At 65.1% G+C, this 23,814-nt stretch carries 19 protein-coding genes; 4 read left to right on the top strand and 15 right to left on the bottom strand.

What is annotated here, in order from left to right:
* Positions 1-4 precede the first annotated feature (4 nt).
* Positions 5-871, bottom strand: a complete 867-nt coding sequence (locus VIQ49_RS17845; protein ID WP_331886978.1) for an ABC transporter permease — start codon at positions 869-871, stop codon at positions 5-7.
* Positions 871-1,734: an MlaE family ABC transporter permease gene (locus VIQ49_RS17850; protein WP_414731655.1), complete on the bottom strand. Its 864-nt coding sequence runs from the start codon at positions 1,732-1,734 to the stop codon at positions 871-873. The genes VIQ49_RS17845 and VIQ49_RS17850 overlap by 1 nt, the downstream gene beginning before the upstream one ends.
* A gap of 307 nt (positions 1,735-2,041) precedes the next feature.
* Here VIQ49_RS17850 and treZ point away from each other — a divergent pair, with 307 nt between their 5' ends.
* Positions 2,042-3,757: a malto-oligosyltrehalose trehalohydrolase gene (gene treZ / locus VIQ49_RS17855; protein ID WP_331886980.1), complete on the top strand. Its 1,716-nt coding sequence runs from the start codon at positions 2,042-2,044 to the stop codon at positions 3,755-3,757.
* 96 nt (positions 3,758-3,853) lie between these two features.
* On the opposite strand, the gene ilvA is transcribed toward treZ, so the two are convergent.
* The 7 genes from ilvA to lspA form a co-directional block, all read right to left on the bottom strand.
* Positions 3,854-5,209 carry a threonine ammonia-lyase IlvA gene (ilvA, locus tag VIQ49_RS17860; protein WP_331886982.1) on the bottom strand — a complete coding sequence of 452 codons (1,356 nt, stop codon included), beginning with the start codon at positions 5,207-5,209 and terminating at the stop codon, positions 3,854-3,856.
* Between the two features lie 54 nt (positions 5,210-5,263).
* A complete protein-coding gene (locus tag VIQ49_RS17865; RefSeq protein WP_331886984.1) occupies positions 5,264-5,701 on the bottom strand; it encodes a nitroreductase family deazaflavin-dependent oxidoreductase in 438 nt (145 codons plus the stop codon).
* Positions 5,702-5,781: 80 nt separating this feature from the next.
* Positions 5,782-9,333: a DNA polymerase III subunit alpha gene (gene dnaE, locus VIQ49_RS17870; protein ID WP_331886986.1), complete on the bottom strand. Its 3,552-nt coding sequence runs from the start codon at positions 9,331-9,333 to the stop codon at positions 5,782-5,784.
* 180 nt (positions 9,334-9,513) lie between these two features.
* Positions 9,514-10,779, bottom strand: a complete 1,266-nt coding sequence (locus tag VIQ49_RS17875; RefSeq protein WP_331886988.1) for a protein kinase domain-containing protein — start codon at positions 10,777-10,779, stop codon at positions 9,514-9,516.
* A 50-nt stretch (positions 10,780-10,829) separates the two neighbouring features.
* On the bottom strand, positions 10,830-11,498 hold the full coding sequence (locus tag VIQ49_RS17880; RefSeq protein ID WP_331886990.1) for a hypothetical protein: 669 nt from the start codon (positions 11,496-11,498) through the stop codon (positions 10,830-10,832).
* Between the two features lie 3 nt (positions 11,499-11,501).
* Positions 11,502-12,431 carry an RluA family pseudouridine synthase gene (locus tag VIQ49_RS17885; protein ID WP_331886992.1) on the bottom strand — a complete coding sequence of 310 codons (930 nt, stop codon included), beginning with the start codon at positions 12,429-12,431 and terminating at the stop codon, positions 11,502-11,504.
* Positions 12,428-13,147: a signal peptidase II gene (gene lspA, locus VIQ49_RS17890; protein WP_331886994.1), complete on the bottom strand. Its 720-nt coding sequence runs from the start codon at positions 13,145-13,147 to the stop codon at positions 12,428-12,430. The genes VIQ49_RS17885 and lspA overlap by 4 nt, the downstream gene beginning before the upstream one ends.
* Before the next feature lie 24 nt (positions 13,148-13,171).
* Here lspA and VIQ49_RS17895 point away from each other — a divergent pair, with 24 nt between their 5' ends.
* On the top strand, positions 13,172-14,161 hold the full coding sequence (locus VIQ49_RS17895) for a hypothetical protein (RefSeq protein ID WP_331886996.1): 990 nt from the start codon (positions 13,172-13,174) through the stop codon (positions 14,159-14,161).
* Between the two features lie 112 nt (positions 14,162-14,273).
* On the opposite strand, the gene VIQ49_RS17900 is transcribed toward VIQ49_RS17895, so the two are convergent.
* Positions 14,274-14,801, bottom strand: a complete 528-nt coding sequence (locus tag VIQ49_RS17900) for a hypothetical protein (RefSeq protein ID WP_331886998.1) — start codon at positions 14,799-14,801, stop codon at positions 14,274-14,276.
* A 108-nt stretch (positions 14,802-14,909) separates the two neighbouring features.
* Here VIQ49_RS17900 and VIQ49_RS17905 point away from each other — a divergent pair, with 108 nt between their 5' ends.
* Positions 14,910-15,878 (top strand): asparaginase, encoded by a 969-nt coding sequence (locus VIQ49_RS17905; protein WP_331887000.1) that lies wholly within the window; start codon positions 14,910-14,912, stop codon positions 15,876-15,878.
* 194 nt (positions 15,879-16,072) lie between these two features.
* Here the strand turns inward: VIQ49_RS17905 and VIQ49_RS17910 are convergent, their stop codons facing one another.
* Positions 16,073-17,422 (bottom strand): DNA polymerase IV, encoded by a 1,350-nt coding sequence (locus VIQ49_RS17910; RefSeq protein ID WP_414731656.1) that lies wholly within the window; start codon positions 17,420-17,422, stop codon positions 16,073-16,075.
* Positions 17,423-17,514: 92 nt separating this feature from the next.
* Positions 17,515-17,976, bottom strand: coding sequence for a nitroreductase family deazaflavin-dependent oxidoreductase (locus VIQ49_RS17915; RefSeq protein WP_331887002.1), 462 nt, complete (start codon positions 17,974-17,976; stop codon positions 17,515-17,517).
* 108 nt (positions 17,977-18,084) lie between these two features.
* On the opposite strand from VIQ49_RS17915, the gene VIQ49_RS17920 reads away from it, so the two are divergent.
* The gene (locus tag VIQ49_RS17920) at positions 18,085-18,804 is read left to right on the top strand and encodes a TetR/AcrR family transcriptional regulator (protein ID WP_331887004.1); all 720 of its coding nucleotides are present in this window, start codon (positions 18,085-18,087) and stop codon (positions 18,802-18,804) included.
* Between the two features lie 37 nt (positions 18,805-18,841).
* On the opposite strand, the gene ileS is transcribed toward VIQ49_RS17920, so the two are convergent.
* The 3 genes from ileS to VIQ49_RS17935 form a co-directional block, all read right to left on the bottom strand.
* Complete coding sequence (gene ileS / locus VIQ49_RS17925) at positions 18,842-22,072, bottom strand: isoleucine--tRNA ligase (RefSeq protein ID WP_331887006.1); 3,231 nt, start codon at positions 22,070-22,072, stop codon at positions 18,842-18,844.
* Positions 22,073-22,310: 238 nt separating this feature from the next.
* A complete protein-coding gene (locus VIQ49_RS17930) occupies positions 22,311-22,757 on the bottom strand; it encodes a hypothetical protein (protein ID WP_331887008.1) in 447 nt (148 codons plus the stop codon).
* 26 nt (positions 22,758-22,783) lie between these two features.
* Positions 22,784-23,602 (bottom strand): DivIVA domain-containing protein, encoded by an 819-nt coding sequence (locus VIQ49_RS17935; protein ID WP_331887010.1) that lies wholly within the window; start codon positions 23,600-23,602, stop codon positions 22,784-22,786.
* Between the last annotated feature and the right edge of the window lie 212 nt (positions 23,603-23,814).

The following is a 23,814-nucleotide window of genomic DNA, read 5'->3' on the forward strand; positions in this document are numbered from 1 at the left end:
GTCGTCACCCCGAGATCCTGATACCGGGCGACAGACCCCAGAAGACCAGCGTCAAGAGAAGATTCGCGAAGACCAGGACGATGATCGACAATCGGATCGCGTGTCCGGCGGCAACCCCGACACCCTCGGGACCTCCCGAGGCGAAGAAGCCGTAGTAGCACTGGATGAAGGTGGTCAACATGACGAAGATGACGACCTTGATGACCGAATAGACCATGTCGCGGGACAGGATGAACTGCGAGAAGTACGACAGATACACACCGCTGCCCTGGCCGCTCTGCACCTGGAACATCACTTGGCAGGCAATGTAATTCGCGGCGAGCGAGACCGAGTACAGCGGGATGATGCAGATGACGGCGGCAATCATCCGGGTGGTGACGAGGTACGGCATCGGACGGATCGCGATCGATTCGAGTGCGTCGATCTCCTCGCTGATGCGCATGGATCCCAACTGTGCGGTGAACCGGCAACCGGATTGCGCGGTGAATGCCACCGCAGCGAGCAGCGGTCCGAGTTCGCGGGTGGTGGCGAACGCCGACACGGCACCGGTCACCGGCGACATACCGAGCAGGTTCAGCGCCGTGTAGCCCTCGATACCGACCGTCGCGCCACCCATGATGCCGAGCAGGATGATCACACCAATCGTGCCTCCGCCGACCACGATCGCGCCGTTGCCCCAGGTGACATCGGACAGCAGACGCCAGATCTCTTTGCTGTAGTGCTTGAACGCGATCGGGACCGCCCCGACAGAGCGAACCAGGAACGTGACCTGGTGGCCCATCAGAACCAGGACGTCACGGGGTCCGGAGTAGACCTTCTTGCCCATTTCGATCGGCTTGAGGATCGGGGGCGTGTACTTGGACGCAACCATCAGACCACCCTCGTCGGGACGATCACGGCGAAGATCTGGGTCAGGATGACGTTGACGGTGAACAACAGGATGACCGAATTGACCACCGCGGCGTTCACCGAGTTCGCCACACCGGAGGGCCCGCCTTTCGTGTTGAGGCCGCGATCGCACGAAACAACGGCGACGATGGCCCCGAATATCACCGCTTTGAGAATTGCGAATGCGAGGTCCGCCGGACTGGCGAATGACGCAAATGTGCCGGTATAGCTACCCGGCGTACCACCCTGCGCATAGACGTTGAACACGTACCCGGTGACGAAGCCGATGAAGCAGACGAAGCCGCAGAGAAGGAAACTGACCACCATCGTTGCCAGCAGCCTCGGAGAGATGAGCCGCTGCGTCGGGTTGACACCCATCACCCTCATGGCGTCGATCTCGTCCCGGATGGTCCGGGAGCCGAGGTCGGCGGCGATGGCAGAGCCGACTGCGCCGGCCAGCAACAACGAGGTCACCAGCGGAGCACCCTGCCGGATCACGCCGAGACCGGTGGCCGCACCCGAAAACGATGTGGCACCAATCTGATTGGCGATGTTGCCGACCTGGATCGAGACGATCACACCGACCGGGATCGCCACCAGCAAGGTGGGGATCACGGAAGTGTTCGCCATGAACGCACATTGGCGGATGAACTCGCCGAACGGGAACCGCCGCTTGACGATGTCGACGAAGAGCACCTTGAAGACTTCGAGGAACAGCGTCATCTGCCGGCCGAAGGTTTCGAACGAGGCAACGATGTGCTCGCGAAACCACCGACTCAGCGGTGCCGTTCTATTGCGCGTCGCGGCAGCGCCCCCTGAGCTTGCCGTCACGATTTGTGTAGTCACACCCTGCCTTCGTTGTCCCCGCCACACGTACCCGCATCATGTGAGTTCGCTCATACTGCCACATCGATATCAAACCAACCAACGAACACGCTTTCCTCTCAGGAAAGCCGCACGCGTAATGCAAGTTATGCAATACGCGCCTCCGGCGACCTCCCCGAAAATTGCAAGTGCGCGTAGTCACACTAGTCCAAACCTTCGACCGGATCGTCAGTTGGTGCGATTCCCCGTTAACTTAGCGCATCGGCCCAATCCGAAGCCAGCAATCGGCCGAACAGCGATCTGCGCTTCGAGGACATACGGTTTGGGAGTGACACTTCTCCCGGTGTGGGCCCCCGCCGCACAGCAGATGCACGTGCTGATCGACGGCACCAGACATCAGATGACGCCGCGGCCAGGCGGATGGTGGGTATCACCCGTCGATGCGGCCTCCGGTGCCCGGTACGGCTACCTGATCGACGACGCCACCGAACCGCTCCCCGATCCGAGGTCGCCGAGGCAGCCAGACGGCGTCCACGGACTCAGCCAGGTCCACGAGGTCGCGCCCGAGATCTGGACCGACACAGACTGGGCCGGCCGGCGCGTTGCCGGGTCGGTGATCTACGAACTGCATGTCGGCACGTTCACCCCTGGCGGGACCCTCGATTCGGCGATCGACAAACTCGACCACCTCGTGCGTCTCGGAGTGGAGTTCGTCGAACTCATGCCGGTCAACGCGGTCAACGGCATCCACAACTGGGGCTACGACGGCGTCGGCTGGTACGCGGTCCACGAACCCTACGGCGGTCCGGACGCGTTGGCGCGGTTCGTCAACGCCGCGCACCTGCGTGGACTCGGCGTCATCGTCGACGCCGTCTACAACCACCTGGGCCCGTCGGGGAACTACCTGCCGAACTTCGGCCCGTACCTGACCTCCGGCGCCAACTCCTGGGGGCAGTCGGTGAATCTGGACGAAGCCGACTCCGACGAGGTCCGGGAGTTCATCATCGGCTCTGCGCTGCGTTGGTTGGACGTCTTCGGAGTCGACGGTCTGCGCCTGGACGCCGTGCATGCCCTCGTCGACCGGACCGCCCTGCATCTGCTCGACGAAATGCAGATCCGCACCGACGAACTCTCGGCCCGGGTGGGCCGGCCGCTGTCCCTGATCGCCGAGAGCGACCTCAACGACCCCACGCTGATCGCCCCGCGTGAGTTCGGCGGATACGGACTGGCGGCGCAATGGAGTGACGACGTCCATCACGCGATCCACACGGCGGTCTCCGGTGAGCGCCAGGGCTACTACGCCGACTTCGGAAGCCTCGAGAGTCTGTCAAAGGTGCTGCGGGAAGGCTTCTTCCACGCCGGTACGTACTCGTCGTTCCGGCGCCGGCGACACGGCGCGGCGATCGATCCGGCGAAGATCGCGACCACCTCGCTGGTCGCCTATACCTGCAACCACGATCAGATCGGCAACCGCGCGATCGGTGACCGGCCCGGCGAGTACCTGAGTTCAGGGCAGCTGGCGGTGAAGGCGGCGCTGGTCTTCACCTCGGCGTTCACCCCCATGCTGTTCATGGGTGAGGAGTGGGCGGCAAGTTCGCCTTTCCAGTTCTTCACCTCCCATCCCGAGCCCGAACTCGGTGAGGCCACCGCCAGGGGTCGCAAAGCGGAGTTCGCCGAACACGGCTGGGATGCCGCCGAGGTCCCCGATCCCCAGGATCCGGAGACCTTCGAGAGGTCCAAGCTGCGGTGGGAGGAGATCGACATGGGCGAGCACGCCCAGGTCCTCGACTTCTACCGGGAGCTGATCGCCCTGCGGGCACGCGAACCCGAGCTCACCGCGGACACCTTCGATTCGGTGGGCACCGACTGGGCCGCCGACGGGACGTGGTTTGCGATGCACCGCGGCACGATCACCACTGTTGTGACGCTGACCGAGACACCGATAGCGCTTCCGTTCACCGGCACCGTCCTGCTGGCATGGCAGCCCCCGGCCCCAGACAACACGATGTCCGGGCACAACACCGTCATCATCCGCCGCGACTGACCGCCACCCCGCAGCCGCAAACGCTCCAGATTTACGAAGACGCTCCACCTATTTGTGGAGCGTCTTCGTAAATCTGGAGCGTTTGGGGTCGGGTGGTCAGGTGAGGTAGCGGTACGCCGGCGAACCCGGTTTGAGGCGCTCGCAGGTCAGCCGCGATTTGTCGATGCGGTCGAGCAGCGGCCCGAGACCGTCCGGCGATCCGAGTTCGATGCCCACCAGCGCCGCGCCGGTCTCCCGGTTGTTGCGCTTCATGTACTCGAACAGTGTGATGTCGTCGTCGGGGCCCAAAACGTCGTCGAGGAATCGACGCAGCGCACCGGGTTCCTGCGGGAAATCCACGAGGAAGTAGTGCTTGAGCCCACGGTGCACCAGGGACCGCTCGATGACCTCGCCGTACCGCGAGACGTCGTTGTTGCCGCCGGAGAGCAGACAGACCACGTTCCAGCCCGGCTCGATCGGCAAGTCATCGAGGGACGTCGCCGCCAGCGCACCGGCGGGCTCGGCGATGATGCCCTCGTTCTGATAGAGCTCCAACATCGCCGAACAGATCGCGCCCTCGTCGACGTGTGTGATGTGCGAGCCTCCGACCGGCAACCTGTCGATGTCATGGTGGACCGTGCTCGACGGCGGCAGATCCGGATGTGGGGCCACGGTCGCGCCGGCGGCCACCATCACGTCGTAGCCGATCTTGCCGATGCGCCTGACGGCGGCACCATCGACAAACGAATCGATCTGGTCCAAGGTCACCGGCCCGCCGTCGACCAGAGCCGCGCCGAGCGAGATCGCACCGGTCGGTTCCACGCCGACGATGCGCACCTTGCTGCTGTGCGCCCTCAGATAGGTGGTGATCCCGGCCAAGGCACCTCCGCCGCCCACCGGTACGACCACCAGATCCGGCACCACACCGAGCTGGGCGATGATCTCCTTGGCGATGGTGCCCTGGCCGGCAGCGGTACGGGCGTCGTCGAACGCATGAATCCAGGTGGCCCCGGTTGCCGCGACATCGGTCAGCGCCGCGGCGGCCGCCGCATCGTAGGTGTCGCCGATCGCGATCAGTTCGACGAATTTGCCACCGTGCCAGCGAATCCGGTCACGCTTCTGCTTGGGGGTGTTGGTCGGGACATAGATCCGGGCCCGGATTTCCATGGTGCGGGCCGCGTACGCCACACCCTGGGCGTGATTGCCGGCACTGGCCGCGACCACACCGGCGGCGCGTTCGGCGTCGGTGAGCTGCGCCATCACGTTGTAGGCACCACGAATCTTGTACGAGCGCACCAACTGCAGGTCTTCCCGCTTGAGGTAGACCGTTGCGCCGGTGCGCCCCGACAACCGCTCGCAGAGCTGCAGCGGCGTGGCGACGACCACATCACTGATGCGCGACGCCGCTGCGTCGATGGCGGCCGCATCCAGGGGTTGAGCGATGCTGTTGTCGGTCGAAGCTCCACTAGTCACGGGAGCAATCGTCTCACTTCACCCAAACCCCGGTGCCGCCGCCACACCTGCCCGCTATCGTGCGGGTTCGAGCACAAACAATGGGATCTGACGATCGGTTTTCTGCTGGTAGTCGGCGTACGGCGGATACGCCGCCACCGCACGCTCCCACCAGGTCGCCTTTTCGTCGCCGAACACCTCGCGGGCGACCATGTCCTGCACCTTCGGGCCGTCCTGGAGTTCGACCTGCGGATGTGCCACTACGTTGTAGTACCAGACCGGATTCTTCGGGGCGCCGCCCAGCGACGCGACAACCGCGTAGTTGCCTTCGTGTTCCACACGCATCAGCGGGGACTTGCGGAGCTTGCCGGACTTGTTGCCCAGCGTGGTGAGCACCACGACCGGCATGCCGTTCAGCTCGGTTCCCTTGGTGCCGCCAGTCTCGACGATCTGGTCCGCCTGCTTGCGTGCCCAGTCGGTGGGACTCGGTTCGTATTCACCCTGCAATGGCATCGACTGATCCTCTTTCCTGGTTGGTCATACGCGCGGATTCAACTCCGCGGGTACCCCGCACTATTCCCCTCAGACACACCTCAGACACTCAGACACGAGGGTCCCAACAGCGCCTTCAGGTCGCCCATCAGCGCCGACGTCGGATTGACACGGAGCTGATCGTCGAGTTTCAGCGTGGTCTCCTTGGACCCGCTGGTCAACCGGACATGGACGTCGGACGTTCCGGGATGGCGGACGAGCACCTGCTTGAGCGCGCTGACCCGGTCGGCGGTGCACAACCTCGTCGGCATGATCAGCGACACCGGCTTGGCGACGCCGACGTGCGAAAGGTCGGGCACGGCAAGATCATTCGCGGAGATCATCATGCTGTCGTCCCGCAGGTTGACCCGCGCCTTCACCAGCACCACCGCGTCGGCCGCGATGTCCATGCCGAATGCCTGGTAGGCCCTCGGGAAGAAGTAGACCTCGACACCACCGACCATGTCCTCGATCTGGACGACGGCGTACGACTCGCCCTTCTTGTTCACCCGCCGGGTGACCGCCGAGATGATGCCACCGATCACGATCTGAGCACCGTCTTTGGCGTTGCCTTCGAGCAGCGACGAGATCGACGTGTCCGTCTGGGCCGAGATGACGTGCTCGACACCGTTGAGCGGATGCCCGGACACGTAGAGTCCCAACATCTCTCGTTCGAGCGCCAGTTTGTGTTTGGAATCCCACTCCTCGTCGGGCACCTTCACCGCGAATGCGTCGTCGGCAACGCCGCCGCCGCCGTCTCCGCCCGCGTCGCCGAAGAGGTCGAACTGTCCGAGCGCCTCGGCCTTCTTGGTACCGAGCACGGCGTCGACCGCATCGGCATGCACCAGGAACAGACCCTTGCGCGGATGGTCGAGCGAGTCGAAGGCACCGGCCTTGATCAGCGATTCGGTGACCTTCTTGTTGCACGCCGTCACATTGATCTTCGCCAAGTAGTCAGAGAAACTCGTGAACTTCGACTTCTCTTCGCGCGCATCGAGAATCGAGGCGACAACGCCGGTTCCGACGTTACGCACCGCGGCCAGGCCGAAGCGGATGTCCTCACCGACGGCGGCGAAGTTCTGCTGCGACTCGTTCACGTCGGGCGGCAGCACCGTGATCCCGAGACGACGGCAGTCGGCCAGATAGATCGCAGCTTTGTCCTTGTCGTCGGCCACCGAGGTGAGCAGCCCGGCCATGTACTCGGCCGGGTAGTTGGCCTTGAGGTACGCGGTCCAGAACGAGACCAGGCCGTAGCCGGCGGCATGCGACTTGTTGAACGCGTATCCGGCGAACGGAAGAATCGTGTCCCACAGTGCCTTGATCGCGGCGTCTGAGAAGTCGTTGTCCAACATGCCCTGACGGAAGCCGGCGTAGGCCTCCTCCAGCACCGACAACTTCTTCTTACCCATGGCGCGACGCAGGATATCGGCCTGACCGAGCGAATATCCGGCGACCTTCTGCGCGATCTGCATGATCTGCTCTTGGTAGACGATCAGACCGTAGGTGTCGGCCAGGATCTCCTTGAGCGGCTCTTCGAGTTCGGGGTGGATCGGGCTGACCGGCTGCCGATTGTTCTTACGGTCGGCGTAGTCGTTGTGGGCGTTCATGCCCATCGGACCCGGGCGGTAGAGCGCCAGGACAGCGACGATGTCACCGAAGCCGGTGGGCTGCATACGTTTGAGGAGCTCGCGCATGGGCCCGCCGTCGAGCTGGAAGACGCCGAGCGTGTCGCCGCGGGCCACCAGCTCGTAGGTGGCCGGGTCATCGAGCGGCAACGAATCGAGGTCGAGGTCGATGCCGCGATTGAGCTTGATGTTGTCGATCGTGTCGCCGATGACCGTGAGGTTGCGCAACCCCAGGAAGTCCATCTTCAGCAGGCCGATCGCCTCACACGACGGATAGTCCCAGCCGGTGATGATGGCGCCGTCCTGTGCGCGCTTCCACACCGGGATCGCCTCGGTCAGCGGCTCGGACGACATGATCACCGCGCAGGCGTGGACGCCGGCGTTGCGGATCAGGCCCTCGAGTCCGAGTGCGGTGTCGTAGATCTTCTTGACATCCGGATCGGTCTCGATGAGCGCGCGGACCTCGCTGGCCTCCTTGTACCGCTCATGGCTGGTATCGGTGATACCGGCAATCGTGATGTCCTTGGCCATGATCGGCGGCGGCAGCGCCTTGGTGATGCGGTCGGCGATGGCGTAGCCGGGCTGGCCGAACTGGACGCGGGCCGAATCCTTGATCGCGGCCTTCGTCTTGATGGTTCCGAACGTGATGACCTGTGCGACCTTGTCGCTGCCCCACCGCTCGGTGGCATACCGCACCATGTCACCGCGGCGGCGGTCGTCGAAGTCGATGTCGATATCGGGCATCGACACACGCTCGGGATTGAGGAATCGCTCGAACAGCAGGCCGTACGGGATCGGGTCGATGTTGGTGATGCCCAGCGCCCAGGCCACCAGTGATCCGGCCGCCGAACCACGGCCCGGGCCAACGCGAATCCCGACCTCGTTGGCGTGCCGGATGAGGTCGCCGACCACCAGAAAGTAAGCGGGGAAACCCATCTGGATGATCACGTCGAGTTCGTAGCTCGCGCGATCGAGGTATTCCTGGGGTACCTCACGGTTCGGGAACCGGCGGGTCTTCAGCCCGTTCTCGACCTCTTTGCGCAGAAAGCTCGGCTGCGTCTCACCCTCGGGCACCGGGAAGATCGGCATCCGGTCGCGATGTTCGAAGACCTCGGCGTAGCTCTGGACGCGCTCGCCGATGAGCAGTGTGTTGTCGCAGCCGCCGGGAACCTCTTTGTCCCAGAGTTCGCGCATCTCCGCGGCCGATTTGAGGTAGTAGCCGTCGCCGTCGAACTTGAATCGCGTCGGGTCGGACAGGGTCTTGCCGGTCTGCACACAGAGCAGGGCCTCGTGGCTGGCGGCATGACCCTTGGTGACGTAGTGGCAGTCGTTGGTGACCAGGGGCGGAATCCCCAGTTTGCGGCCCACCTCGAGAAGCCCCTCGCGCACCCGGCCCTCGATCTCCAGGCCGTGCTCCATCAACTCCAGGAAGAAGTTCTCTTTGCCGAAGATGTCCTGCCACTTGGCGGCGGCCTCGAGTGCTTCGCGCTCGTGACCGAGCCGCAGACGGGTCTGGACCTCTCCGGACGGACACCCGGTGGTGGCGATGATGCCTTCGGCGTGAGCCGCGATGACCTCGGCGTCCATGCGGGACCACTTGCCCAGCTGACCTTCGATGGAAGCCAGCGACGAGAGCTTGAAGAGGTTGCGCAGGCCGGTCGCGTTCTCGGCAACCATCGTCATGTGCGTGTAGGCACCGCTGCCCGAGACGTCGTCGCCCTTCTGGTCCCGGTTGCCCCACAGGACACGCTTGGTGTTGAAGCGCGACTCGGGTGCGATGTACGCCTCGATACCGATGATGGGCTTGACGCCCATGTCGGTGGCAACGTTGTAGAACTCGCTGCCGCCGAACATGTTTCCGTGGTCGGTCATGCCGATCGCGGACATCTCCAACCGGGCGGCCTCACTGATCATCGGTTTGACCTTGGCCGCCCCGTCGAGCATCGAGTACTCAGTGTGGTTGTGCAGATGGACAAACGAATCCGACACGCGCTACCTCTCAATTCGAACTCTCGAACGCTCCCGGACACCACCGCCGAGAGCGGGCCGCGGGCGCAAGGTCTTCAGTCTAGGCGGGAGTACCGACGAGCTCTGGCAGGCGCGGCGACCGCCTCCGGATGTGGTGACGCATGTGCCTCGAGTGACGCGACGCGACTTCGCACGTCGCCGTCACGCCACCAGGAAGATCGCCACCACGATCGCGATCGCCACCACGATCAACCCGATCAGCACGGCGAGCATCACCGCGTTGGAACCCGACGGGCCCGCGGGCGTGTTCTGCGCCGGCGGCCGCGACTGCGAGTACTGCGCCGAGGCGAGATGCGCCGGCGGCGGTGTCGACTGCTGATACCGCTGCGGATTCGGAGTCTGCCCGGCCGGTGGCTGTCCCATCGGCTGGTGCCCGAAGGACTGCGGACCGCCGTGCTGGGTGGGTGCCGAGATGTGGCGGCCCGGCTGCGGGGTCGCCGGTCCGGCCGAACGGGGATTCATCTGGGGCCTGGCGGCGACCGGAGGCGTGTAGGCGGTCATGCCGCCCTGGTGCAGCGCCGATCGCAGTGCATCGGTGAATTGCCGGCAGTTCGCAAACCTGTCGTCGGCCTCTTTGGCCATGGCCTTGGCGATCACCGAGTCGACGGCGGGCGGCACCGTGGGCACCATCTCCGACAACCGCGGCACCGGCTTGCTCAGATGTCCCGCGATCACGTCGGCCGTGCCGTCGCCCTTGAACGGAACCCGCCCGGCCAGCAGGTGAAAAGTGGTGGCCGCCAAGGAGTACTGATCTGTCCGAGCATCGACCGGCTGGCCTTTGAGCTGCTCGGGTGAGGCATACGACAGCGTTGCCAGCACCGTCCCGACCACCGTCAGCGACTCCGTCTCGTTGGCTGCCTTCGCCACACCGAAGTCGGTCAGCAACACCCGTTGCTCGTCGGCATCGGTGGAGTATCCACGGTCGATCCCGTCGCCGAACTCACTCGACTCGTAGTCGGACAACAGGATGTTCGCCGGTTTGATGTCGCGGTGCAGGAGACCTCGCCGGTGCGCGTAGTCGAGGCCGCGGGCGATCTCCCCCGAGATCCGGACCACCCGTTCCGGCGGCAACCCGGCCTGCGCGCCGGCTTTCTCCTGCGCACGCTGCAGTTCCTGTGCGCAGTCGGTACCGGCGACGTACTGCATCGAGATCCAGAGCATGCCGTCGCTGCTGCCCCGGTTGTAGATGGTCACGATGTTGGGGTGGTCGAGACCGGCGGCGACCTCCGCTTCCCGCAGGAAGCGCTTGCGGAACTGCTCGTCCTCACCGACCTGCTCGCCGAGCACCTTGATGGCGTCGCTGCGGGGCAGTTCGGGATGCTTGGCCAGGTAGACCGCGCCCATACCGCCGCTACCGAGGGCACGCTCCACCCGGTACCCGGCAATCCAGGACCCCGGCTGCAACATGCTGACCCCCTCCGCAACTCACGAATGTCTAGCGCACACCATATAACGCCCTAGACCGCCGGAACGGGTCCGTCATCGGGCAGCGGTTCGACAATCGTGACCATCGACGGCTGCAACGGGACCACCGTGAACAGCCCCGCTTCGGCATCGTCGGGCAACGCTTCGACCGCCCGGACCCCGGGCTCGGCCGCGACCTGACGCAAGACCGACAGCCGATCCCGGACCACCAGTCCGATCAGGCAATCGCACCCCGCCCGCAGTCGCGCGGCGGCCACCTCACCGACCCTCTGTGCCCGCTCGGTTCCGTCCGAACGGCTGATCACCTGCTGCGCGGCGATCTGCTGCGACCAGTGGAACGACTCCTCGGTATTGCCCGTCGCCGGGCGGACCGTGGGCGTCTGTACCCGTTCGATCGGCACGTTGAAGATGTTCTGCGACAGCAACATCGACGGTTGCGTGGTGGTCAGCTCCCAACCGCGGCCGAGCGATTGTACCTGCGTCAGCGAGATCAGCGCCCACCGGACGGTGTCGGGCCCGGACAACGACTGTTCGGCGCGCGCGAGGTAGTCGTCGACGGGTTCACCGTTGTCGGGCCCGAGGACATCCCCGCCCACCGGCGGTGCCGGAACCGGATTGACCACACCGACCACGTACAGCCCGCCCACCAGCACCACCACCGCTGCCAACAGCGTGAGGGCGAACCGGACGGCAGAACTCATGGGCTAACCGGCCCGGAGTACGTCCAGCGCATGCTGCAGATCCGGCGGGTACGGACTGGTGAACTCCACCTGTCGACCGTCAGCCGGATGAGCGAACGACAACGCCCGGGCGTGCAGCCACTGCCGCTCCAGCCCCAGTTTCCCGGCGAGCACCGGATCGGCGCCGTAGGTGAGGTCGCCGCAGCAGGGATGGTGCAGGGCCGAGAAGTGGACGCGGATCTGGTGTGTGCGCCCGGTCTCCAGGTGCACATCGAGAAGACTTGCCGCCCGGAACATCTCGACGGTGTCGTAGTGGGTGATGCTGTGTTTGCCCGACGCCGAGACCGTGAACTTCCAGTCGTTCCCACGGCTGCGACCGATCGGGGCGTCGATCGTCCCGCTGCGAGGATCCGGATGTCCCTGGACCACGGCGTGATAGCGCTTGTCGACGGTCCGCTGTTTGAACGCCCGCTTGAGCAACGTGTACGCGCGTTCGGATGTGGCGACCACCATCACGCCGGAGGTACCCACGTCCAGCCGGTGCACGATGCCCTGGCGTTCATGCGCGCCCGAGGTCGAGATGCGGAACCCGGCCGCCGCCAGACCACCGATGACCGTCGGGCCGGTCCAGCCCACCGATGCGTGCGCGGCGACACCCACCGGCTTGTCGACCACCACGATGTCGTCGTCGGAGTAGATGATCTCCATGCCCTCGACCGGCTTGGCCTCGATCGTCAGGACCCGCGGCGGCTCCGGCAGGATCACTTCGAGCCACTGACCGCCGACGAGCTTGTGGGATTTTCCGACCGGTGCGCCATCGACGCTGATGTCACCATCGTCGGCGAGTGTGGCCGCCACCGTCCGGGACAGACCGAGCATCCTGGCGACCCCGGCATCCACCCGCATGCCGTCGAGGCCGTCCGGGATCGGCATCGACCGTGATTCGCGGGTCATGCGTCGCGGCCGTTGTCTGTCGAGTCGTCTTTGGTCACGTTCTCTGTCACTGCCTTTGTTGTTGTCGGGGTGTCCGCGGGGGCGTCAGCGGTCCCGGTGCCGTCGGGTGTGACGGACTTGTCAGGGGTCACGTCGTCCGCTGCGTCGCGGTGATCGCCGGCACGGGTGCCGTCGAACTCGAACCCGAACAGGGTCAGGCCCACGAGGAGGATCGCGCCGCAGACCACTGCCGAGTCGGCGATGTTGAACACCGGCCACCATCCGACCGACACGAAGTCGACCACGTGTCCACGCAGCACGCCGGGCGAGCGGAAGAGCCGGTCGATCAGGTTGCCGACGGCGCCGCCGAGGACGAGCCCGAGACCGATCGCCCACCAGATCGAGCCGAGCCGGCTGCTGTACCGGACGATCCCGACCACCACCGCGAGGGCGACGATCGTCAGGACCCAGGTGTACCCGGTGGCCATGGAGAATGCCGCGCCGCTGTTGCGGACCAGTTTGAAGGTGATCGTGTCGCCGATGATCTCGATCGGTTCGCCCGGCTTGATCACAGCGACCGCGATGATCTTGGTGACCAGGTCGGCGATGATGATCGCAGCGGCGACCGCAACCAGGGTCACCCAGACCTTGGGCCGGGCCGGTTGCTGAGCTACGTCAGCGGTGGAATCGCCGGCTGAGTGGGGGGTGGGCTCACTTGTCACCTGTCCATCATCCATGAGTGACTCGATACGCTGGCGGCCGTGTCCTCTCCTGCTCCCCTGCGGTCATCGACCCGCGTCCGAATTCTGCCGACAGCCCGACTCCCGCGCCTGGCGCGACCCGTCGGCGCCCTCGCCGCTGCGATGGTCCTGATCCTCGGCCTGGCCGCATGTGGATCCGACGACGACAACACACCGCCACCGACGCCGACCGGATGTGCCACCGACACCACTGCCGGGGACACCAAAGCGGCTCTTCTGCCCGTGCCGCCGGCGAAGGTGACACTGCTGACCGCCGGCGCCGAGCCAGGTGCCGTGGCCTTGAGTGCATTCGACCGGGCCAGCGCCCAGAGCGCCAAGCTGGTGACGACGTCAACCTTCGCCTCTCCGGACGGCGAGGGCGCCACACAGTCGGCAACAACTGTTGACCTGCCGATGACCGCCCGCGTCAACTGCACCGACGCCACCGACATCGATCTGCAGATCGGCACCGCCGGATCCCCGGACACCGCGCTGAACGAAGCCCTCAAGGCCCAGAACGGGTCGCGGGCCGGAATGAGCATCGGTCCAGGTGTGGCGCCCATCTCCCTGCGAATCCTGCCGGGCGAAGATGCGGACGACAACGCACGCCAGGCCGTCGAGGAGTCGCTGGTGTCCACCTTCCAGCGGTCGGTCACCCTGCCCACCGAACCGATCGGCGTCGGGGCCACCTGGGACGCCGTCCGCACGGTCAATGCGGGCGCCAACGTCCGTCAGACGATCAACGCCACCCTGACCGCACGGGAGGGCGACCAACTGACAATCGATTTCACCATCGACGAGTCACCGATCAACTCGGTGTTCCGGCTCCCCGACGGCGGCACCCTGACCATCGACAGCTACTCGATGACCGGCAGCGGCTCGGTTGTCGTCGACCTGACCCGTGGGGTACCCGTCGCCGGCCAGATGAAGATCTCCGGCGGGCGCACGCTCGTCGGCGGCGACGGCACCCAGTTCCAGCAGCTCCTCGGCTTCGAATCGAATTGGGCCTGAGAGGATCTGATCCCCAGATACGACAAATCGGCGCCGATCGCGAACAGTTCGCGGTCGGCGCCGATTCAGGTTCTGGCTCTGATCGACCTCTGGGGTCAGACCGGGCCGGTGCCTAGCTGGTGGCCGGGCACATCGGGCTGGTCTCGTTGGCGGCCGACAAGAGCAGGCAGACCGTGGTCGACGACAGCTTCCACGTGCCGTTGTCGAAGACGATCAACGCCTCGACCTGCTGCTCCGGGGTGTCCGGGAACTTGACCTTGACGTTGGCCTTGGCCTGATCGGTGCCGGCAGGCCGGACCGGGGCGACGATCTCGTACTCGAGATCGGGGTTGGCAGCTGCTGCCTCGACCAGCTTGTCAAAGATCACCGGGTCCTTTTCCGAGTTCTGCACCAGCTCGGTCTTCTCCGAGGCCGGGACGTTCGGGTCCAGCGCGGTCTGCAGCATGGTGTTGAGCTGAGCGGCGGTCGGCGGCTTGCTGGAATCGGTGAGCCCACCCCCGCCACCGCTCGTGGCCGAACTGGTGGCCGCAGAACTGGCCGCCGTGGTGGTCGAGGGGCTGTCGCCGTCGTCAGAGCAGGCAGCGATGGACAGGAAGGCGCATACTGCGACTCCGGCGGTCACGAACTTACGAAGCTTCAAAATCCGTCCTTCTCATTTCACAACCGGTCACCGGAAGTGACAGGTGAATCTGATCGGTGGGGCCATATCGGCCTGGGTCCCGACCCACTATGCCAAAAACCTCAGAACTTGACCCGCAAGCTCAGGCAGTCGAAGCTGACCGGCATGGTGAAACAGCAGGCACTGGTGTCGATTCTCACCACCGGCGGGACCATTGCGAGCCGCCGGTTCGCCGACGGGGCACGGCCCGATGTCGGTGGGGCCGAACTCACCGCGGCCGCCGCGGCCGACGGGGTGCAGCTACGGGTCCGCGAAGTTCTGCAGGTCGATTCCGGGGCACTGCTCCCCGCCGATCAGGATGCGATCCGGTTGGCAGTGGCCTCCGAGCTCGCCGATCCGGCTGTGTCCGGTGTTGTTGTGACACACGGCACCGACACGATGGAAGAGACGGCGATGCTGCTCGACCTCATGTACCACGATCCCAGGCCGGTGGTGATGACCGGGGCGCGCCTGCCCGCCGACTCCCCCGACGCCGACGGACCCGCGAATCTCGACGCGGCCATCGCCCTGGCCGCCGATCCGGCCATGCGCGGGCGCGGTGTCTTCATCGCGATGGGCGGTGAGCTGATCCCGGCCCGCGGAGCCTGCAAATCCGACACGAGTACGGCGATGCCATTTCGCCTGGTTCACCCTGACCTGCCCCAGCGCCTGGTGCCACCGGCGCCGATCGCACATGTCCGGGTTGATCTGGTGGCGCTGTACCCGGGCGTCGATGCCCACATCATCGACTGGGTGGCAGATGCCGGTGCCGCCGCAATCGTGTTGTCGGCGAGTGGTTCCGGAAACACCCATCCCGATGTCGTCGCGGCGGTCGGCCGAGTTGTCGACCGCGGTCTACCGGTTGTCGTGTGTTCGCGGGTGGCACACGGCGAAGTGGTGCCGCTCTACGGCGGCGGCGGAGGCGCGATCGATCTCATCAAACGCGGCGCCATCATCTCGCCGTGGCTTCGCGCGTCGCAGGCCCGCATCGCGGTCCAGGCGATACTCGCCGGCGGTGGCGGCCCCACCGACATCACCGCCTTCTTCGCCCCCGAATAGACGCGCACCACCCTCCCTCCCGAGCACGCCCCACCCCGAGCCCCCCACCCCCTCCGCCGAGCGTGCCGAAAGAACCGTCGACCGTGCCGACGTTGCACGCGCGCCGTCGGTGTCTCGACGACTTCGGCACGCTCAGTTGCGATTTCGGCCCGCTCGGCGGTTCTTTCGGCACGCTCGGCGGATGGGTGGGTGGGCTAATCTTCGTCGGCTGCCGGGCGGAGGTACTCTTCCGGCCAGTCCAGACTGAGAAGCGGATCAGCACTGTCCAGATCTGGATCGTCGAGCGAGAAGGTCCGGGCAAAACCCGGACCGCTGCCGCGGGTTTCGAATCGGATCGACACCCGGCCGTGGCCGCTGCCCTGTACCCATCCGTAGCCGTGTTCGGAATGACGGACGTCGTCGCCGGTGGTCCAGCGCAGCCGGCCGACTTCGGGGGTGCGTCCGCCGGGATAGAACTCCTCGGCCGCGGTCTCACCGTCTTCGGCAGGCTCGGGCCCGGAGAACTCGTCCAGTTCGGGGAACATCGAAAACTGTTGCACCGCACTCAGACCCGAATACCCGACACCGACCAGACGGATCGGGCCGATCTCCTGCGGGTCGAGCACCAGACGTTGGGCCGCCGCAGCCAGGACAGGCAACTCGGTGGTGGCCGCCGGCAAGGTGCTCGACCGGGTGAGCACCGACATGTCGGATTTCTTCAGCTTGACCACCACCGTGCGCGATCCCCGCCCATCGGCCATCAACCGGCGATGCGCTGACGCCGCAGCCCGTTCCACCGCCCCACGTAGCGTGATCAGATCGGTGATGTCCTCGGCAAACGTCGATTCGGCACTGATCTGTTTTGCCGACGCCCGCTCGGCGACGGGCCGGTCGTCGACACCCTGCGCCAGCAGATGCAAGCCCGGACCCACGGTGGCACCGAGCACCGACGAAACCTCCAACGGCGACATGCTCGCCAGATCACCGATGGTGTCGACACCCAAGCGCTGCAACCGTTCTCCGGCAACCGGACCGATCCCCCACAGTTTGCGCACGGGTAGCCGGGCCAGGAATTCCTGCTGCTCGTCGGGCTTCACCACCACCACACCGTCCGGCTTCGCCATCCCGGACGCGATCTTCGCGATCTGCTTACCGGCGCCGAAACCGACGGATGCCGCCAGACCCACCTCGTCGCTGATCCGCTTCCGGAGCCGCTGAGCGAACTCCTCGGCGTCATCGGCCGTGGCGCCCGCCAGTTCGGCGGGTTCCCCGAATGCCTCGTCGAACGAGAGCATCTCGATCACCGGGATCATCTCGCGGATCAGGCCGAACACCCGCCGGCTCACCGCGCCGTACACCGATCCACGCGGAGGCAACACCACCCCGCCGGCGCCGACCAGACGGCGGGCCTGGTGCATCGGCATCGCCGACCGCGCCCCGAACACCCTTGCCTCGTAGCTCGCGCCGGCCACCACCCCGCGGCCCCCGAGACCGCCGACCATCACCGGTCGGCCACGCAATGTCGGCCTGGTGAGCTGTTCCACCGAAGCGAAAAACGCGTCCATGTCGAGATGCATCACCCACCGGGAACTACTGCTCCCGCCACGTTGTTGCACATCGGCAATCGTATGCCCCGGCGGCGGGCGCAGACCATTCGTCAGCGCCCCGGCTCTGGCGTCAGCTCGAAGACCGGGATGATCTCGCCCGCTGCCAGGAGTTCGGCGTCGGTGGAGTCCGCACTGATCTCCACAGGCATCAACGACGCGACTTCCCAGCCCCAGCGCTTCAGATACGGTCGCAGGACCGCGGGCTTGTCAGCAACCGCGACCTCCGACACCGCGTATGTGATCGAGGTCCGCCCACCACGCAGGACGCAACTGCCGGCCGCGCGCACATTGCGTGACCACTGCGTCTGGCCGCGCGCGCCGACCAGGTAGGTGCGGCCGTCGATCTTCAAGGGATTCACCGGAATCCGCTGGATGTTTCCCGAGACCCGGCCGCGCACTTCGAGTGTGCGCGCCCCGGCCAGTGTGATTCCACGGTCCGCCAGCCAGGCGACGATGCCGTTGAAGACGTGCGTGCCCTTGCCGGGCCGGTTGTAGTGGACGGTTGCGGTCATGACCTGCTCCTCTTCGATTTAGAGAGCACTGCTCTCGCTTGATTCGAGTGTGCACCATCGCCGCACCAAAATCAAGAGCACTGCTCTCGTTTGTGGCAGGATGGGGACATGACCGAACAACTGTCACCGCGCGCGCAGGCCCGGATCAGGACCAATCAGCGCATTCTCGCGGTGGGACGCGACCACCTCGCGAAATACGGCGCGGCGGCCCTGTCACTGCGAGCGATCGCCCGCGATCTCGACCTGGTGTCGTCGGCGGTGTACCGATATGTCGCCAGCCGCGATGAACTACTGACCATGCTGGTGGTCGACGCATACACCGAGCTCGCCGATGAGGTGACCGCCGCCCACGATTCCGCGCCCGCGAACGACCACCGGGAACAAATTCGCCGCAGCTGCAATGCCTTTCACGACTGGGCAGTATCCGAGCCGTCACGCTATGCGCTGTTGTACGGCAGCCCCGTGCCCGGATACCAGGCACCGGCCGAGCAGACCACCGAACCCGGCACGCGGGTTGTCGCACTGCTGATGCGCACCATTGCCGACGCCGCTTCGGTCGGCCGGCCGGCCTCGGAGAGTGCAGTCCCCGACACGATCGACGGCCTCGACTTCGATTCCATCAGAACCGAATTCGACCTCGACATCGACGATCAGCACTTCCACTTCGCCATCTCCCTGTGGGCGACCGTGGTCGGTCTGACAAGCCTGGAGGTTTTCGGCCAATTCGGTGCGGAACCGGGTCTCGATCTACAGACACTATTCACCCTGCAGATAGACGGCCTCCTCGACCGGATCGGACCTGGCTCCAAAAATGGTGGGTTTTGGTGAGCCTGACCTGCGGAAATGCTCACCAAAACCCACCAATTTAGGGGTGGAGAGTCTTGGTGACGGTCGCCTGCACACCGTCGCCGAGTTCGACCCACTCACCCGATGCGGGTTCGGCCCGGGCGTCGGTCACTGTCAGGTCCACAGCCAGGATCTCGCCGGCGATGAGGTCGGCATGCCGCTGAGCCCACTCGAGGTATTCGGCCGGTACGGCCAGGACCACCACGATCCGGTCCGAGACGTCCAGTCCGGCGCTTCGGCGCGCTTCCTGCAGTTCGCGGATCCGGTCCTTGGCCCAGCCCTCGGCTTCGAGTTCTTCGGTGACCGCGGTGTCGAGCACCACAAGTCCGGCGCCCGACGGCAGTTCCGCAGTCGATTCCGGCTTCACCGCAACAAGTTTGCGGTTGAACTCACCCTCGAGCAGTTCGATGCCGTCAGCACTGACGACCTCCGCACCGTCACGCTCGGTGATGGTCACGTTCCCCGACTTGACCGCCTTGATGACCCGCTGGACATCCTTGCCCAAACGGGGCCCGGCCACACGGGCATTCACCGACAGTTCAACTCGTCCGTACTGATCCGCGTCCTCGGTCAGGTTCACCGACTTGACGTTCATCTCATCAGCGATGAGGTCGGAGTACGGAGCCAGTCGACTGGCGTCGGGCGACGCGATCGTCAACGCCGGCAAGGGCAGTCGCACGCGCAGCTTGTTCGCCTTGCGCAGACTCGATGCCACCGAACAGACCGCCTGCACGTCATCCATCGCGGCAACCAACTCGGAATCGGCCGGCAATTCGCCGTCGGCGGGCCAATCGGTCAAGTGCACCGACCGCTCGCCGGTCAGTCCCCGCCAGATCGCCTCGGTCGTCAGCGGCAGGAGCGGCGCGGCCAGTCGACAGGCCACCTCCAGCGCGGTGTACAGCGTGTTGAAAGCCTCGGGAGCTTCGTCCTGACCCGCCCAGAACCGCGAACGCGACCGGCGCACATACCAATTGGTCAGGGCTTCACAGAAATTCCGGAACTCGTCGCAAGCACCGGCGACGTCGTAGGTCTCCATCTGCTCGGTCATCGCATCGCGGGTGGCCGCGGCCTTCGCCAGGATGTACCGGTCCAGGACGTTTGTGGACTCGGTACTCCACTGCGCCGGCCGCTCCGCGTACAGCTGCAAGAAGCTGTAGGCATTCCACAACGGCAACAGCGCCTGCCGGACACCTTCGCGGATACCGCGCTCGGTGACCACCAGGTTGCCGCCCCGCAGGATCGGAGAGGCCATCAGGAACCACCGCATGGCGTCACTGCCATCACGGTCGAAGACCTCGTTCACATCCGGGTAGTTGCGCTTGGACTTCGACATCTTCTGGCCGTCGTCGCCCAGCACGATGCCGTGGGCGGCCACCGTCCGGAACGCCGGACGATCGAAGAGTGCCGTCGACAGGACATGCAGGTTGTAGAACCAGCCACGTGACTGTCCGTTGTACTCGACGATGAAATCGCCTGGGCTGTGGCCGGGTTCGGTGTCCGTGCCCTCGAACCAGTCGGTGTTCTCGAACGGGTAGTGCACCTGGGCGAACGGCATGGAACCGGATTCGAACCAGCAGTCGAGGACCTCGGGCACGCGACGCATCGTCGACTTCCCGGTCGGGTCGTCGGGATTGGCGCGCGTGAGGTCGTCGATGAACGGCCGATGCAGGTTGTCCGGGCGCACGCCGAAGTCGCGCTCGAGTTCGTCGAGGCTGCCGTAGACGTCCACGCGTGGATGGTCGGGGTCGTCGGAGATCCACACCGGGATCGGCGCGCCCCAGTAACGGTTGCGGCTGATGTTCCAGTCCCGCGCACCTTCGAGCCACTTGCCGAACTGGCCGTCCCGGATGTGTTCCGGTGACCACTCGATCTGCTTGTTGAGCTCCACCATCCGATCCCGGAAGGTGGTCACGGCAACAAACCACGACGGAACTGCCATGTAGATCAACGGCTTTCCGGACCGCCACGAATGCGGGTAGGAGTGTTCGATCGTGTCGTGACGCACGATCTTGCCCGCTGCCTTGAGGTCCTTGATGATCACCGGGTTGGCGTCGAAGACCATCTGCCCCTCGTAGGGCGGAACCATCGACGTGAAACGGCCACCCGGATCGAGCGGCTGGACCACCTCGATGCCGTAAGCGGTCGCGAGCTCCATGTCCTCTTCACCGAATGCCGGTGCCAGGTGCACGATTCCGGTTCCGCTCTCGGTGGTGACGTAGGTACCCAGCAAGATCCGGTGTGCACCTTCGTGGCCCACGAAGAAGTCGAAAGGCGGTGTGTAGTTCAGGTTCTCCAGCTGCGAACCGGTGTAGGTGCCGAGAACCTCTGCGTCCTCACCCAATTCGCGGGTATAGCTTCCCAGCAGAGCGGTCGCCAGCAGGTACTGCTGCCCGTCCTCACCGCGAACGTGGCTGTATTCGGTGTCGGGATGAACCGCGATCGCCAGGTTCGACGGCAGCGTCCACGGCGTGGTGGTCCAGATCAGCGCATGGGTGCCGTCGAGCTCGGCCGGACCGGCGTCCTTGGTGTTGAGTGTCATCCGCACCGTGAGGGCTGGATCCTGACGCATCCGATAGGCGTCGTCGAGCTTGCTCTCCTGGTTCGACAACGGCGTCTGCTCGTACCAGGAGTACGGCAGCACGCGGTAACCCTGGTACACCAGGCCCTTGTCGAAAAGCGTCTTGAATGCCCACATGACCGACTCCATGAAGTCGATGTCGAGGGTCTTGTAGTCGTTGTCGAAGTCGACCCAGCGCGCCTGGCGGGTGACGTATTCACGCCATTCATCGGTGTACCGGAGCACAGACGAGTGGCAGTAGTCGTTGAACTTGGCGACGCCCATCGTCTCGATCTGGGCTTTGTCGGTGATGCCGAGCTGTCGCTCTGCCTCCAGCTCGGCGGGCAAACCGTGTGTATCCCAACCGAAGCGGCGGTCGACCTTCTTGCCGCGCATGGTCTGGAAGCGCGGGACGAGGTCTTTGACGTAACCGGTCAGCAGGTGACCGTAGTGCGGCAGGCCATTGGCAAACGGAGGACCGTCGTAGAAGACGAACTCCGGTGCGTCGGCGCGGTTCGCGATCGACGCCTTGAAGGTGTCATCGGACTTCCAGTAATCGAGCACGCGCTGCTCGACGTCCGGGAACGAGGGCGCACCGCTCCGGATGCCGCCGGGCAGATCAACGAGCGGGTATACCCGTCCGTCCACCTGCTGCCCCGTCGGTTCCTGCGCTGCCGATTCCTGTGAACTCACTACCGTCTCCTCGTGCTCTGGCGTAACAGCCGGCACGGGGACGAACCGATGGTGTCATCGGCCGCGGTACCACCCCGCTTGCGCCACGATCGGCGCCACTCCATCGATTGACCAACCACTGTGCGTTGGCAATCGCCGAGGCTTTGACGGACCTCATCCGCCCGGTTCTACTGAGGACCTCGCGGTCCCGTTCTTCCGGGTGCTCCCCGGTGATGGCCGGATCGACGCACTTACAAGTCTAACGTGGCTTGTTCAGGAACATTTCCTCGGTCGGCGGATCGTCCCGCCGATCATGTTCCGAGATTCGCGGGATCTCGCCGGTCTCGGCGTCCGCTCCCGCGTCGTACCGGGCTTCCCCGGTATGCGAGTGGTCCTCGGACGAGTCACCGGATACGGGATCTTCCTCGTGTTCCGCCGCAGCGGACCAATCCCGATCCTGCTCCTGATCCGAGGTCCCGACCTCGTCATCACCGGGTCCACCACCGGTCGCGTCATCGCTGCTCGTATCGGATTCGGTTGCGGCAGAAGACCTCCGCCCCAATCCGAGTAGGTCGGCGATCAAGAATCCGACCCCCACGACACAGACGACCACACACGCGATGGCCAACCAGAGAACACCACTCAGCAGGGCCGCCACCAGCAGGACGAATCCCACCAGGGTGGCCGCCAGAGCCAAAACCAACACGAATGCGCCCTAGTTACCCGGCCGCGTCAGTTGCTCGGCTTGGAGAATCCGCCCGTGTTGGTGAAGCCACCGTTGCCCGGATCGGACGAGAAGGCATCACCACCGCGTGCGTTGTCCACCGGTGCCGCACTACCCCGCTGCTGCAACTCTTCGAGCTGCGACTCCAGGTAGGTCTTGAGCCGGGTCCGGTACTCGCGCTCGAAGGTCTTGAGCTGCTCGATCCGGCCTTCCAGCACCGAGCGCTGCTGGTTGATCGTGCCCATGATCTCGGTGTGCTTACGCTCGGCATCTGCCTGCAGGGCAGTTGCCTTTTCCTGAGCCTGGCGCGTCTGCGTCTCGGCGCGGGTCTGCGAATCGGCGAGGATGGCCTCGGATCGCTGACGTGCGTCGCTGAGCATCGCCTCCGACTTCGAGCGGGCGTCGCCGACCAGCGCATCAGCGCGGGCGCGGGCGTCGGCCACCATCGACTCGGACTCGCTGCGAGCATTGTTGGTGAGTCGATCGGCAGTCTCCTGCGCCAGACCCAGCACGCGGGCGGCCCGGACGCTGTGATCGTCGCTCTGCGGTGCCGCGGGTGCGGGCTCCGGAGCGGGAGCCGCCGGTTGCGCCGCGAACGCCTGCGTCGCAGGTTCTGGAGTCGATGCCGGCGCGTTCTTGGCCGAAGTGACCTCGCCCTCGAGCTCTTCAACCCGTTGTTTCAGGTCGGTGTTCTCTTCGATCAAACGCGCCAACTCGGCTTCGACGAAGTCGAGGAACTGATCGACCTCGTCCTCGTTGTAGCCGCGCTTGCCGATCGGCGGTTTGCTGAACGCGACGTTGTGCACATCAGCTGGTGTCAGCCGCATTGGTCGGTCCCCTTATACGTGTGTCGAGCTTCGGTCTACTTACAGGGCAGGTGCAGGTCCTGATGTGTGCACCACAGAGTGAGTGGTGTTCATATTATTCACGATAGACATACAGACTGTAACTGGCGTCCATCCTGTCACACTAGAACCGTTCGTTGCACCCCATGGTTGCTATGTCGAAATCAAACAGCGGTCAAAACGAACCATTTGAA

The sequence above is a fragment of the Williamsia sp. genome (genome assembly GCF_036566845.1).
Lineage (GTDB): Bacteria > Actinomycetota > Actinomycetes > Mycobacteriales > Mycobacteriaceae > Williamsia.